Genomic DNA, 13,066 nt, shown 5'->3' with positions numbered 1-13,066 from the left:
AGGTCAAACTCCGTCCATCCCCACGCGACGCCAGTCCTGCCCGAACTGGTTGCGAAACCACGTCATCTGCCGCTTTGCGTATTGGCGGGTGGCGGCCTTGGCGCGAGCAACCGCTTCATCAAGCGGCAGCACTCCGTCAAGATGGGCGCCGAGTTCACGCAGGCCGATGGCTTTCATGACCGGCAATGCCGGGGATAGCCGCTGCGCCAGCAACTCCCCGGCTTCTGCCAGCGCGCCCTGCCCCATCATCAGGTCGAAGCGGCGCTCGATGCGCTCGGCCAGTTGCTTACGGTCCGGGTCGATCACCAACGCCCGGCTGGACGCAAGATCGACCAGCGGCGCTTCCCTTTGCGACTGCCAGTCCCTGATCGACCGACCGGATGCGTCATACACTTCCAGCGCACGCACGATGCGCTGCCCATCCGTCTCAGCAAGGCGAAGCGCGGTCTCCGGGTCGCGCGCCGCAAGCAGCGCGTGCAGCGCGCCCGGACCCTCGGCAATGAGTTTGCCCCGCCAATAGGCGCGCATGTCCGGCGGCACGTCCGGCATGGATGACAACCCTTCCGTCAGCGCGGTGAAATAAAGCCCGGTTCCTCCAACGAGGATCGGTGTCCTGCCATCAAGCATTTCGAACTGTGCGGAGACATCGCGCAGCCACTCGGCGGTCGAATAGCTTCTTTGCGGCGGCACATGGCCGTAAAGCCTGTGATCCGCCTGCCCCATCTCCTCCGCGCCGGGACGCGCGGTCAGCAGGCGCAGGACGTCATAAACCTGCATGGAATCCGCGTTGATGACCATACCGCCCGTTTCCTTCGCGAAGCGAAGGGCAAGCGCCGACTTGCCGCTGGCGGTCGGCCCGGCTATCAGGATCGCGTCTTTCATCGGGCGGGTGCGCCTGCCTGCAACAGAGTCTGTCATGCCGCTGATCGTTACGCTCCTGTCCAGTCCTGTCCGGCCTGTTCTGACGCCTGAAATCGCCGCAAGCGCGGCCAAATCGATCGGGGCGAGCAGGACCGACTGGCTGGCCGACTTGATCGCCTGCGATCTTGTGCCCGATCCAGCACTCACGGCGGCAGAATGCAACAGCCACGTTGCGGCGGCGCTCGGCGGCGCGGCCGTCGACATCGTCGTGCAGGAGGCGGACAGGCGGCGCAAGAACCTGCTGATCGCCGACATGGATTCCACCATGATCGACCAGGAATGCATCGACGAACTGGCCGACGAAGTGGGTGTGAAGGAGCATGTCGCAGCGATTACCGCACGGTCGATGAACGGCGAAATGGCTTTCGAACCCGCTCTGCGCGAGCGCGTCGCGCTGCTTGCGGGACTGGATTTCGGCGTGATCGACCGCATCATCGCCAACCGCATAACGCTGGCCTCGGGCGGACAAGCGCTGGTGCAGACGATGCGGGCAAACGGATGCTGGACGGCGCTGGTCTCGGGCGGGTTCGACGTTTTCACCGGGCCGATTGCCGCAAAGCTCGGCTTTGACGAAAATCGCGCCAATCACCTCAACACGAATGACGGCAAGCTCGTCGGAACGGTCCGCGACCCCATTCTGGGCCGCGAGGCGAAGGCTACCGCGCTCACCGAAATCTCCGCGCGGCTCGGCCTCACGCCCGCCGACGCGATTGCCGTTGGCGACGGCGCGAACGATCTCGACATGATCCGCATGGCAGGGACCGGCGTCGCTTTGCATGCCAAGCCGTCCGTCGCCGAGCAGGCGCGGGTGCGGATCGACAACGGGGACCTCACGGCCCTGCTCTACATTCAGGGTTACAGGCGGGACGAATTCGTGGGATCGCACTGAAAAGGCAGCCCGAAGGCTGCCTTTTTGCAGGTTTTTCAGATCGTTACGGCGGCTTGCGGACTCAATCCATCCGCATGGTGACGAAGCGCAACTCGCCATTCTTCGAAGCGAGCATGAGCAGCGCGTTCTTGCGGCCCTGCTGCTTGAGCTTTGCGATGCGATCCGTCACGTCCTTCGGAGCCTTGACCGATTCCTGTGCAATCTCGGTGATCACGTCGCCAACCGCAACGCCGCGCTCCGCGGCAATCGAATCCGGTGCGACCGCCGTCACGACGACGCCGGAGACATCCTTGCCGATGCCGAATTTTTCGCGGCTCGCATCGTCCAGTTCCTCGACGGTCATGCCCAGCACCGTGGTGGTATCGGCAGCGGGCGAATCCGGTTGGGTCTGGTCGCCACCGGACTCATCTCCGAGTTTCTCGCCATCCTCCAGACGCCCGAGCGTGACCTTGACCGTCTGCTCGACGCCCTTGCGCACAATGACGATATCGACTTCCTTCCCGACCGGGCTTTCCGCGACGATGCGCGGCAGGTCGCGCATGTCCTCAATGTCGCGCCCGTCGAACTTGACGATGACATCGCCTGCCTGAATGGTGCCTTCCTTGATCGGCCCACCCTTGATGGTGCCGGCAACGAGCGCGCCCTTGGCGCCCTTCATGCCGAGGCTTTCGGCAATATCATCCGTGACCGGCTGGATGCGCACGCCGAGCCAGCCGCGCCGCGTCTCGCCAAACTCACCAAGTTGCGCGACCACGCCTTGCGCGATCTGTGACGGGATGGAGAAGCCGATGCCGATGGAACCGCCGGACGGAGAGATGATCGCCGTGTTGATGCCGATGACCTCGCCGTCCATGTTGAAGAGCGGCCCACCGGAATTGCCACGGTTGATCGCGGCATCTGTCTGGAGAAAGTCATCATATGGACCGGAATTGATGTCACGATTGCGCGCCGAGACGATGCCGACCGTTACCGTGCCGCCAAGCCCGAACGGGTTGCCGATGGCCATGACCCAGTCCCCGACACGCATCCTGTTCGAATCGCCGAACTTGACCGCCTTGAGCGCCTTGCCGGCAGGATCGACCTTGAGCACAGCTATGTCGGTCTTGGTGTCGGTGCCGACGAGTTCGGCCTTGAGCTGCGAGCCGTCGGAGAAATTGACCTCAATGTCGTCGGCATCGGCGATGACATGGTTGTTGGTGACGATCAGGCCCTTCGCCGCATCGACGACGAAGCCGGAGCCGAGCGATTGCGCGGTCTGAGGACCGCTGTCCTGCTCACCCTCACGATCCTTGAAGAACTCGTCGAAATAGTCCTGAAAGGGCGAACCCTCGGGCAGCTTGGGCATTGGCACGGCTTCGGGACCGCCACCCTTCTGGTGCTGCGAACTGGAAATGTTCACGACCGACGACATCAACCCTTCCGCGAGATCGGCGACCGAATCCGGCCCCTTGGCAAAGGCAGCAACGCCGGTTGCGGGCAAAATGGCCGCTCCCAACATCAGGGCGGCACTGACCGCGATTATCGAGCTACGGACTCTGGTCATCGAGAAATCGCCTCCCGGCAGTTCATGAAAGCAGCGCAGCGCGCCAGGCCGCCCCGTTTTTTCGACAGAATTGGGGCGGGTTTGCGGCCTCACGCCGAACCCGCCGGAATGTGATCGTCAACCGTGCGCCAGCCATACGACAAGCACGCCCGCGGCCATAGCAACGATGCCCGCCACGCGTAAAACCGTTTCCGGCATCTCGATGACGTCCTTTGCCAGCCGCTTGGCCGCATTCGGAAATCCGCCATAGATCAGCCCCTCGAACACGAGCAGCAACCCAATGGTCGTGAAGAGATACTCCACGATCTATTGGGCCGCAGGCGCAGGCGAAACAGCAGGGGCGCCCGGCGCGGCATTGCCACCGGCGTCCCTGAAATACCGGAAAAATTCCGAATCGGGTGACAGCAGCATGGTCGTGCCCTGTCCGTCGAGCGCTTGCGAATAGGCATTCATCGACCGGTAGAAATCGAAGAATTCCGGATCGCGCCCGAATGCATCGGCAAACACCTTGTTGCGCTCGCCTTCGCCTTCGCCGCGCACGATCTCGGCCTCGCGTTGGGAAGCGGCGACGATCTCGACCATCTCGCGGTCGGCGCGCGCCTTGATGCGCTGCGCGGCCTCGCGGCCATTCGCCCGAAGCCTTTCGGCCTCGGCCAGTCGCTCTGCCTTCATGCGCTCATAGGTCTGCTGGGAAACCTCCGCCGTCAGGTCGGTCCGGCGGATGCGGACATCCTTGATCTCAAGGCCCAGTGATCTCGCGTCCGCGGCGATCTGCTGCTGCACCTCGCTCATCATCACCCCGCGTTCGTCCGACAGGGCCGCTTCGAACCCGCGCTGGCCGTAGACCCTGCGCAGGGCGGCATCCAGACGGGTGCGAATGCGCTGCTCGGCAAGCGAAACCTGCCCCGAAACCGCAGAGCGGAACCGGCGCGGATCGGCGATGCGATAGACGACGAAGGCGTCCACATCGTAGAACTTGCCGCCCGAAACCTGAACGCGGATGTTGTCGAGATCGAAGCGGATCAGCCGATCCTCGATGATCTGAACATTATCGGCCTCGAACATGCCGAAAGGCATTTTGAAATAGATGCCGGGCTCGCTCTTGACGTCGACGATTTCACCGAAGCGCAGGACAATCGCCTGCTGCCGCTCGTTGACGACGAATATGGACGAATAGATCAGCACCGCTATGACCGCGATGGCGATTGCAATAATCTGGAGACGGTTCATCAGTTCGCCCCCTCTGCATTGCGCTTCTGAAGCTCAGGCAGCGGCAGGTATGGCACCGCGCCGCTTCCGCTCTTCTCATCCATGATAACCTTGTTCGAATCCTTCAGGACCTTCTCCATCGTTTCGAGGAACATGCGCTTGCGCGTCACGTCCGGCGCCTTGGCATATTCGTCGTAGACCGAGATGAAGCGCTGCGCTTCACCTTCTGCTTCCTGTACGACGCGGTTCTTGTAGGCGGCTGCGTCTTCCGTGATCTGCGCCGCCTGACCGCGCGCCTGACCGAGCTTCTGGTTGGAATACTGGTTGGCCTCCTCCACGAAGCGGTCCTCATCCTGTTCCGCGCGCTGCACCTCGTTGAAGGCGTCGGCAACCTCCGGCGGCGGGGACGCGTCCTCGATGGAAATGGCGTTGACGGTCAGTCCCGCGCGATATTCGTCGAGCGACCCTTGCACGATGGCGCGCACGTCATCCGCGATCCCCTGTCGGTCGTCGCGGAAAACATCCTGCGCGGGGCGCCGTCCGACCACCTCGCGCATGGCGCTTTCGCCAAGCTGGCGCACCATGGCGTCGGGATCGGTCACGTCGAACAGATAGGCTTCCGGATTGCTGACCTGATAGGCGATCGAGAACTGCACATCCACGATGTTCTGATCGCCGGAGAGCATGAGCCCGGAAGTCGCGGCGTCACGCGAGCGGGACCCGATAGTGACCAGCTTTTCCGCCGTGTTCACCTTCTCGACCGTTTCAATCGGCCAGAAATGGAAATGTAGCCCGGGTTGCGACAGTTCCTGCTTCGGCTTGCCGAACACCAGTTCGACGGCAAGCTCATCGGGCTGGACTGTGTAGATGGCCTTGAAAAGCCAGCCGACCAGCAGCGCGAGAACCACCACCCCGACGACGACCGGGCCCGAGGTGCCGCCACCCGGCAGGGCATTCTTGAGACGGTCCTGTCCTCGGCGGATGATATCCTCCAGATCGGGAGGTGAACCTTGCGGCCCGCCACCTTGGCCTTTCGGACCTTGCCCCCACGGGCCTCCGGCATTGCCGCCGCCTCCCCAGGGGCCGCCGCTGCCGCTCTGATTGTTCCAGGGCATAGATTTCCTTTCGCGCTGCACCGGGTTGATGGCCGGCGTCGGATATTTTCACCCTCTATAGGGATCACGCACGCGCCTTTCAACGCAACCGATCGGTCACGCCGCATTTTGTGACCAATCAGCCGGTTCTCATAGGCGCTCGTAGACGACATAGCGCGTCGGATGGCTGTCCCGCTCCCCTTCGGGGAAGTCCGTGCTTTCCACCACCCTCCACTCGTCGGGCGCGATTTCGGGAAAATGAGTGTCGCCCGGCACATTGCCGATCACATGCGTCACATTCAGCCTGCCGGCGCGGTCGAACAGCGCACGGAAAATCTCGCCGCCGCCGATCACGGCAGTTTCGTCGGCTCCTGACCTAGCCGCGATCTCCACCGCCTGTTCCACCGATGCGGCAAGCACCGCCCCCTCGGCGTGGTAGGACGAGTCCCGGCTGACGACGATGTTCAACCGGCCGGGAAGCGGGCGGCGCGGCAGGCTGTCCCATGTCTTGCGGCCCATAAGAAGGGGCTTTCCCATCGTCTCGGCCTTGAACCGCTTGAGGTCGGACGACAGTCGCCAAGGCAGCCCGCCTTCATGGCCGATGACTCCATTGTCGGCAATGGCGACATAGAAGGCGATCCGCATGGCCGAGTTCAGACCGCGATGGGGGCTTTTATCGAAGCGTCCGCGACATAATTGTCCAGCCGGAAATCCTCGTACCGGAAGGCGAACAGGTCCTTCACTACCGGATTGATCCACATGGTCGGCAAGGGCTTCGGCGTGCGGCGAAGCTGCTCGCGCGCCTGTTCGAAATGATTCGAGTAAAGATGCGCGTCACCCAGCGTATGCACGAAATCGCCCAGTCCAAGCCCGCGCACCTGCGCGATCATCATGGTGAGGAGCGCGTAGGACGCAATGTTGAACGGCACCCCGAGGAAGATGTCGGCGGAGCGCTGATAGAGCTGGCATGAGAGGCGGCCATCCGACACATAGAACTGGAACAGGCAGTGACACGGCGGCAGCGCCATGGCCTCAACATCGGCGGGGTTCCACGCGGACACGATCAGGCGGCGCGAATGAGGATTTCGCTCCATCTCGTTGAGGAGATTCCTGATCTGGTCGATGGGCTTGCCGTCATGACCGCCCGGCCAGGACCGCCATTGCTTGCCGTATACCGGGCCGAGATCGCCATTCTCGTCGGCCCATTCGTCCCAAATCGTGACGCCGTGGTCGTTGAGGTACTTGATGTTGGTATCGCCAGCGAGAAACCAGAGAAGCTCGTGGATGATCGATTTGAGATGCAGCTTCTTCGTGGTCGTGACCGGAAAGCCCTGCGACAGGTCAAAGCGCATCTGGTAGCCGAAAACGGAGCGCGTACCCGTGCCGGTGCGGTCGTTCCGGTCCGTGCCATGGTTGAGCACATGTTGCAGAAGGTCGAGATACTGGCGCATGTCGTCAGATGATTCGGTTCAGGTTGCATAGAATAGCGAAAGGCGCGGAGCAGCGCCACCGCGCCCCACGCCGCGTAGAAGCCGCTTGAAAGCAATCAGAGGGTGGCGAGCTTTCCGTAATGCTTCGCAACCAGATAATAGAAGGTCACGCGCGCCTTGGTGCGGTCGGCGGACATTGACTGGCAGACCTTTTCCAGTACCGAATCGGCCTTGGCGGCGTCGCCTTCGCCCAGTTTCTTGGCGATGAAACCCTTCTTTATGCGATCCAGCTCTTGCGGATCGGTGCAGGAGACAAGCTGCGCGTCCGCGTTGCGCAACGCAATGCCAAGATGCTTGACGATCTTGTTCACCACTTCTTCGGATGCGGTCGCATCGTATTTCTTCACGTCTGCGAGATAGTCAGCCATTATTCCCTCCGTCTCAACCGCAGCGTGAATTTTCCTGCTCACCTGCGTCACACACGACCAAGCTGCGATTTTTGACGGCTTCAAGTCAAGTTCAAGACGCTTTTCTTTTTGTTCGCGGATGCCTATATCAATCCCGTCAGCTTGACTGACTATGGCGATAAACGGCCGATGAAATAAGCCATTCGGACCCGGGGGCGGTACCCGGCGCCTCCACCACAAACCGCCGCGCACCGATACCGGGCGGCTTGTGATGGGGGCGAAACAGGATCGACGAGGGTGTAAAGATCGGACTTTTGCCCGGCATTGTACCACCGTTATCGGGCTAAACTTATAGTTGCCAACGACAACTATGCTGAGGCACGTCTCGCTGCTTAATGCGGCGCGATAGTCTCGAATAAAGCCCTGTCGGTTAGCACCCTCAGGCGGGGTTCGGAGGTACCTGGCAACAGAAACCTCCACTTCGCTTTCTTTCGTCAACGGTCATTAAGTCCCGCAAGTGGATGGGCCGGTTCAAATTCACACCTGATCCATGCGATATCGGTTTACCTCGCGGACAAGCTTGACTAGACGTATGGGACGGAATCGAACCAAACTCTGGCGCACATGGCCGAAGATCAGATTCGCTACGACATTCTTGCCCAGGAAGCCTTGCGCGGCGTCATGCGCAAGGTGCTGGCTGAAGTTGCGCGCACCGGGCTTCCCGGCAACCATCATTTCTTCATCACCTTCCTGACCGGCGCGCCGGGCGTTCGCATATCGAGCCGCCTGCGCGAGCGTTATCCGGAGCAGATGACGATTGTCCTCCAGTTCCAGTACTGGGACCTGAAAGTCACAGAGACGGGCTTCGAGGTCGGGCTATCCTTCGCGGATGTGCCGGAAAAGCTGGAGATTCCGTTTTCCGCCGTACGCGGCTTTTATGATCCCTCGGTCAATTTCGAGCTTGAGTTCGACGTAAAGGCCGATGCGCCCGTCGAAGGCCCGATCCCAATCGCACCCGAAAAGAAAGCGAAATCCTCCGCCGCGCAGTCGAAGGCAGAGAAGGCGGGAAAAGCCGCCAAGGAAAAGCAGGAAGCGCGCGCCGAGGAAGCGCAGCCCGCCGATGGAGAAAACGGCAAGAGCGCGCAAGTCGTGTCGCTCGACGCCTTCCGCAAGAAATAGCGATGGCGGACGTCGTTAACCTCCGCCTTGCCCGCAAGCGAAAACAGCGTGAGGAAGCAGGCCGCGAGGCCGCGCACAATCGCGCCGCGCATGGCCGAACCAAGGCCGAAAAGCGCGCCGCGCAAGACGAGCATGATACACAACTGCGCCGTCTGGAAGGCCATCGCCTGACCAAGCCCGACGAGCAATGAGCGCCGTCGTCAAGCGCTCGGTTTCCATACGGGGGCACCGCACGTCCTTTTCCGTGGAACAGCCGTTCTTCGATGCTTTGCAGGAAATCGCGCTGGCGCGGAACATGCCGGTCGCCCAGCTCATAGCCGAGATCGACGAAACGCGGGCGCGCGACACCAATTTGTCGTCGGCAATCCGTCTCTATGTGTTCGAACGGGTTCGCCGAAATCCTGACGTTCCAAACGCAGGATAGATTCAGCCTCCGAGCGACCGAAGGAAATCCGTGATCGTCGAAGGCTTCGGCGGCGGCGGAAACGCATTTGCAGGTGGCTGGGCCTGGCGCGGCGCGGGTTGCGGCGGCGGAGCAGGCTGCGCTGCCGGCGGCTGGGGTTTCGGCTGCGGTGCGGGCGCGACATCGGGTACGCTGGTTTCGCTTGCGGGCGGCGTTGCCGGCGGCGGACCACCCGGCGCATTCGGACCGACTCCCTGTGACGGTTGAGGTGCCGGCTGCGCAGGCACAACGGGCGCGGACTGCTGTTCCCGGCGCGCACGCTCGGCCTCCTCGGCCTTGCGCTTCGCTTCTTCCTCTGCCAGCTTGCGCGCCTGCTCTTCCGCCTGGAGCCTGGCAGCTTCTTCCGCTTTGGCACGGGCTTCCGCTTCCGCTTTCAGGCGGGCATCCTCTTCGGCTTTGCGCTTCGCTTCTTCCTCGCGGCGTCGCTGTTCCTCGGCAGCCCGCTTGCGCTCAAGATCGAGCGCAGCGAAATAATTCGCCTCGCGCCGCAGCCTCTGCTTCTCCAGCAACGCCGCCTGCATGGCTTCCACGCGCGCCTGCTCAATCTCCAATGCGCGCTGCGTCAGGAACTGGCCAAGCTGCTGCGTATCGACCGCCAGCACCGGAGCGTCGAGCGGCCCCGACAGGACGAGACCCACCGTCGGTTCGGAACCCACCAGCGCCTCGTCGCCCGGCTTGTAGGCCATCGTCCCCTTCGCCTCCACGTCAAAGCGATTGAGGTCGACTTTGAGTTCACCCGAAAGAAGGCTGTCCGCGCGATCAAAATGCAGGGGTGGCATGCGCACCACGCCCGCCGCAACCGTGAAGGCTGCATCCGCATTGCCCGCCTCGAAAACACCTTGGCGGACAATGCTCGGCGCAAACTGGGCCGTGCGCGCGGCATCCACGTCGCGACCGACCCGATCTGCTTCCTTGACCAGTTCGGGAAAGGCCGTGGGATCGATGCCCTGCAGCGAAACATCTCGAAGCGAAGCGCTGCCGGAACCCGCCAGCGAAGCCATCATGCCGCTGACGGATTTGCCGTTAGCGGTCAGGGAGGCGGACAGGTCGACGCTGCCAGACAGGGCGGAAAAGTTCACGCCGAGCTTCGGCAGGACGTTTTCAAGCCGCGCCCCGGCCAATCTGAACTGACCGGTAAACAGCCCGTCGGCCGCGCTGTTCTTGAGGTCGAACAATCCGGTCAGCGTGCCTTCGTTGAAGCGCGCACTCAGTTCCGGGACCTTCAGGCCCTCATCGTCAAGCTGGAGCGAAAGCACCGCGTCGTGCAGGGCGAAATCATCGCCGAACAACAGGGTCGCCGCGCTGATGTCGAGGTCCGCCCTCACCGGCGCGTTCGTGTCCGGCTGGAACGCCGCTGACGGCCAGTTGCCGCCGTCGCTGTCAAACGCATTTGGCCCGAGCACCATCTGCGCGGCCTGCGCAAGATCAATTTCGTCGGCAACCAGTGTGCCGGTGACGTTCGGCAAACCATCGTGCAGTTCGACGTTCAGATCGCCTGAAACCGCACGCTCCGAGATGCGCCCGCTCATGTTTCCAAGAACGAGCAGCCCCTTTCCGTAGTCAACTTCGGCCTTGAGGCCGACTTCCGTGCCCGTGCCCACGCCCGGAAAGGCCACCCCCGCCGTCATCAGCCAAGGCTCGACGTCCGCCGCGCTGAGGCTTCCGAGACCACGGATTCGCAGGTCATCATTGCCTAACGACATGGTGCCCGCGAAATTTGCGGTGTCCGCATCGGCCTTTACCGCAATATTGGTCTGCATGTCGGCGGAAGGCACGCCTTTGATGCGGATGTCGGCCTGCGCAGGGCTAGCCAGTCCAAGCGGCAGGACCGGGACACCCGCAAGCGCCAGAAATGCGCTGCCGTCATCCGCCTTCAGCGACGAGGTAAGGTCGATGGTCGCCTTGTCGGGCTGGCCCCACATGCCCGATGATGCAAGCGTGGTGTCAATCGCTGTGCCGCCGGCAATGCCCTTGGCCGTCAGGCGAAGGTCGCCCTGACCGCCCTCGCCCGCCGACGCATCGATCAGGAAATCGATATTCGTGTCCTTGAGAAGGCCGGTGTAATCACGGGCGCTGCGCTGCAACCAGGATGCGACGCGATTGCTCCCTCCCGCCGCCAGCAGGCCAATGAACGGTTCAAGATCGTCGGCCAGCAGCGACGCATCGAGTTTGAGCCTGGGCTGCGCGCCAAGCTGCTCTACGCTGCCCGTCGCGGCAAGTGAAGCACCCGCGAGATTCGTGACCGACAGGCGGTCGATTTCGACCGTTTGCCCTGACAGGCGCAAGGCAAGGTCAAGGCTTTCGGCGTTGTAGGGCTCATCTCCGATAGGAGTGACGCGAAGCTTGAGATCCGTGTCCTCAGAAGCGAGCCGGTTCTGACGGTTCTCGTCCAGAAACAGCGAAAGAAGCGCGGCTGCTTCGTCTCTGCTGGCAGGGCCGCCGTCGAGATTGACCGCAAGATGAGGCATCGCGCCTTCCGGCTGACTGCGCGTCACGCTTCCGTTGAAGCGCGCGCCGCCAACAATCAGTTGAAGGTCGGTAAGCACCTGCCGCTGCGAGGAAAGCTGGACGTTGGCCTCGAACCCGGCCTTCGACAACCGGCGCACGGGAGCGTCGATGTCATTCGCGAGCCACGCCGCAAAACCCGAAGGTTGGCCGACCGCCAGCAGCATCCTGCCATCGAATGACAGTGCGGGCCGCACTTCCAGCGCGCCGTTCGATTCGAGCGTCGTGCGGCCCGGCAGGGTTGCGGTCAGCCGGTCGATATTCCATCCGTCGTCGGCGGTGGTCGCGGCAAGCGCGACGTCACGTATGGTCGTATCGCCCGCGACGATTGCAGGCAGCCTTATATCGACCGCGCCCGGCATGACCGGCAGCGGCAGGGAAGCCAGCACGGTTTCGATGGTGGAGATGCGTTCGGCCATGGTGGAGCCGCTCGTCCCGCCCTGCTCCGCCTCGTCGTCAAGCCTTATCTGGGCGCCCGTCGCGCTCACCGAAAAATGCGGCGCAATGCCAAAGTCCACCGATGCGTTGCCATTCGCGACGTAGGGGTCTTCCGCCGGTCCAGCCTCGAAGCGGAACTCCTGAACCAGCAGGCGCTTGTCGTTCAGGTCGAAGGCCCCGCTGACGCGGTTGCCGACCTGTTGGGCCCGCGCGGCCCCGCCCTTCCTGTCGCCCTTGGGAGCGGCCAGGCGTTCATTCGCATGGAACGTGCCCTTGTAACCGATCACCCCTCCGTTGCTGGAAGCGAGGCCTTCAAGCTCCGCGATAATCGGCAGGTCGGTCGGCTCGACCTTGAGCTTGAGCCGCAACCCTTCGGCGTCGGCCACCCCCGTCGATCCCGAGACGGCGGCTTCGCGCCCGTCCAGCCGCAAGGTGCCTTCTGCCCGCCATGGACCGGCCAGCGTGCGCGCCGCGACAACCGCGTCGATATCGCCAAGTGTCCTGCTGGTCCCGTTCCCTGAATGAATCTGGACCTCGCCATCTGTGATGGCGACGTGCTCAAGCGTGATGTTGCGGGCGTCGAACGGCACGCTCGGGCGCAGCGCCCAATCCACCCTGCCCTCGCTGTCGATGACGATGGTCGCCTTCGGCCGAACCAGCCGCATGTCGAAGATCAGCACGTCGCCGCTCAGGAAGGGAGCAAGCTCGGCATCCATGGAGAACTCGTCCACGGTCATGGCGAATCCGTCGCCGCTCGCGTTGCGGACGGTCACGTTCGAGAATGTCACCGAAGGAAAGGGCAGGATGCGGGCCTTAGCCGCGCCGTTCACCTTGACTTCCCGGCCCAGTATCGTGCTCGCCTCTCGCTCGAAATCGGCACGATAGGACGTCCAGTCAATGAAATATGGCCCGATCAACGCGGCCATCAGTGCCAAGACGATCAGGCTGCCGACAAAGACAAAAAGGCGGGCAAGCATCGGTTCTCAAC

At 62.7% G+C, this 13,066-nt stretch carries 13 protein-coding genes and 1 other RNA gene; 5 read left to right on the top strand and 9 right to left on the bottom strand.

The window, feature by feature from the left end; translation table 11 throughout:
* Positions 1 to 3: 3 nt before the first annotated feature.
* Complete coding sequence (gene miaA, locus M9924_13590) at positions 4 to 918, bottom strand: tRNA (adenosine(37)-N6)-dimethylallyltransferase MiaA (protein ID MCO5065429.1); 915 nt, start codon at positions 916 to 918, stop codon at positions 4 to 6.
* Between miaA and serB the strand changes: the two genes are divergently transcribed.
* Complete coding sequence (gene serB / locus M9924_13585; GenBank protein ID MCO5065428.1) at positions 917 to 1,810, top strand: phosphoserine phosphatase SerB; 894 nt, start codon at positions 917 to 919, stop codon at positions 1,808 to 1,810. The genes miaA and serB overlap by 2 nt on opposite strands.
* Positions 1,811 to 1,871: 61 nt before the next feature.
* Here the strand turns inward: serB and M9924_13580 are convergent, their stop codons facing one another.
* The 7 genes from M9924_13580 to M9924_13550 form a co-directional block, all read right to left on the bottom strand.
* Positions 1,872 to 3,353 (bottom strand): DegQ family serine endoprotease, encoded by a 1,482-nt coding sequence (locus M9924_13580; protein ID MCO5065427.1) that lies wholly within the window; start codon positions 3,351 to 3,353, stop codon positions 1,872 to 1,874.
* A gap of 117 nt (positions 3,354 to 3,470) precedes the next feature.
* On the bottom strand, positions 3,471 to 3,656 hold the full coding sequence (locus M9924_13575; GenBank protein MCO5065426.1) for a DUF2065 family protein: 186 nt from the start codon (positions 3,654 to 3,656) through the stop codon (positions 3,471 to 3,473).
* Positions 3,657 to 3,659: 3 nt separating this feature from the next.
* Complete coding sequence (locus M9924_13570; GenBank protein ID MCO5065425.1) at positions 3,660 to 4,586, bottom strand: protease modulator HflC; 927 nt, start codon at positions 4,584 to 4,586, stop codon at positions 3,660 to 3,662.
* The gene (hflK, locus tag M9924_13565; GenBank protein MCO5065424.1) at positions 4,583 to 5,677 is read right to left on the bottom strand and encodes an FtsH protease activity modulator HflK; all 1,095 of its coding nucleotides are present in this window, start codon (positions 5,675 to 5,677) and stop codon (positions 4,583 to 4,585) included. Before hflK ends, M9924_13570 begins: the two co-directional genes overlap by 4 nt.
* A 129-nt stretch (positions 5,678 to 5,806) precedes the next feature.
* The gene (locus M9924_13560; GenBank protein MCO5065423.1) at positions 5,807 to 6,301 is read right to left on the bottom strand and encodes a dihydrofolate reductase; all 495 of its coding nucleotides are present in this window, start codon (positions 6,299 to 6,301) and stop codon (positions 5,807 to 5,809) included.
* Between the two features lie 8 nt (positions 6,302 to 6,309).
* On the bottom strand, positions 6,310 to 7,107 hold the full coding sequence (locus M9924_13555) for a thymidylate synthase (GenBank protein MCO5065422.1): 798 nt from the start codon (positions 7,105 to 7,107) through the stop codon (positions 6,310 to 6,312).
* A gap of 95 nt (positions 7,108 to 7,202) precedes the next feature.
* A complete protein-coding gene (locus M9924_13550) occupies positions 7,203 to 7,514 on the bottom strand; it encodes a DUF2853 family protein (GenBank protein ID MCO5065421.1) in 312 nt (103 codons plus the stop codon).
* Positions 7,515 to 7,610: 96 nt separating this feature from the next.
* Here M9924_13550 and ssrA point away from each other — a divergent pair.
* The 4 genes from ssrA to M9924_13530 all read left to right on the top strand — a co-directional run bounded on the left by ssrA (position 7,611) and on the right by M9924_13530 (position 9,096).
* Positions 7,611 to 7,974, top strand: a transfer-messenger RNA (tmRNA) gene (ssrA, locus tag M9924_13545).
* A gap of 143 nt (positions 7,975 to 8,117) precedes the next feature.
* On the top strand, positions 8,118 to 8,672 hold the full coding sequence (locus tag M9924_13540) for an SspB family protein (protein ID MCO5065420.1): 555 nt from the start codon (positions 8,118 to 8,120) through the stop codon (positions 8,670 to 8,672).
* Positions 8,673 to 8,674: 2 nt separating this feature from the next.
* A complete protein-coding gene (locus tag M9924_13535; GenBank protein MCO5065419.1) occupies positions 8,675 to 8,863 on the top strand; it encodes a DUF4169 family protein in 189 nt (62 codons plus the stop codon).
* Entirely contained in the window at positions 8,860 to 9,096 is a 237-nt protein-coding gene (locus M9924_13530; GenBank protein ID MCO5065418.1) for a ribbon-helix-helix domain-containing protein, read from the top strand. Before M9924_13535 ends, M9924_13530 begins: the two co-directional genes overlap by 4 nt.
* Before the next feature lie 2 nt (positions 9,097 to 9,098).
* Here M9924_13530 and M9924_13525 read toward each other — a convergent pair whose 3' ends face one another.
* Positions 9,099 to 13,055, bottom strand: a complete 3,957-nt coding sequence (locus M9924_13525; GenBank protein MCO5065417.1) for an AsmA family protein — start codon at positions 13,053 to 13,055, stop codon at positions 9,099 to 9,101.
* Positions 13,056 to 13,066 lie beyond the last annotated feature (11 nt).

Source organism: Rhizobiaceae bacterium, from assembly GCA_023953835.1.
Lineage (GTDB): Bacteria > Pseudomonadota > Alphaproteobacteria > Rhizobiales > Rhizobiaceae > Mesorhizobium_G.
This window is presented reverse-complemented; position numbering and strand designations above follow the sequence as displayed.

Coding starts and splice junctions, on each gene's coding strand:
- serB (MCO5065428.1), top strand. CDS start 917: ATGCCGCTGATCGTTACGCTCCTGTCCAGTCCTGTCCGGCCTGTTCTG.
- miaA (MCO5065429.1), bottom strand. CDS start 918: ATGACAGACTCTGTTGCAGGCAGGCGCACCCGCCCGATGAAAGACGCG.
- M9924_13580 (MCO5065427.1), bottom strand. CDS start 3,353: ATGACCAGAGTCCGTAGCTCGATAATCGCGGTCAGTGCCGCCCTGATG.
- hflK (MCO5065424.1), bottom strand. CDS start 5,677: ATGCCCTGGAACAATCAGAGCGGCAGCGGCGGCCCCTGGGGAGGCGGC.
- M9924_13560 (MCO5065423.1), bottom strand. CDS start 6,301: ATGCGGATCGCCTTCTATGTCGCCATTGCCGACAATGGAGTCATCGGC.
- M9924_13555 (MCO5065422.1), bottom strand. CDS start 7,107: ATGCGCCAGTATCTCGACCTTCTGCAACATGTGCTCAACCATGGCACG.
- M9924_13550 (MCO5065421.1), bottom strand. CDS start 7,514: ATGGCTGACTATCTCGCAGACGTGAAGAAATACGATGCGACCGCATCC.
- M9924_13540 (MCO5065420.1), top strand. CDS start 8,118: ATGGCCGAAGATCAGATTCGCTACGACATTCTTGCCCAGGAAGCCTTG.
- M9924_13535 (MCO5065419.1), top strand. CDS start 8,675: ATGGCGGACGTCGTTAACCTCCGCCTTGCCCGCAAGCGAAAACAGCGT.
- M9924_13530 (MCO5065418.1), top strand. CDS start 8,860: ATGAGCGCCGTCGTCAAGCGCTCGGTTTCCATACGGGGGCACCGCACG.
- M9924_13525 (MCO5065417.1), bottom strand. CDS start 13,055: ATGCTTGCCCGCCTTTTTGTCTTTGTCGGCAGCCTGATCGTCTTGGCA.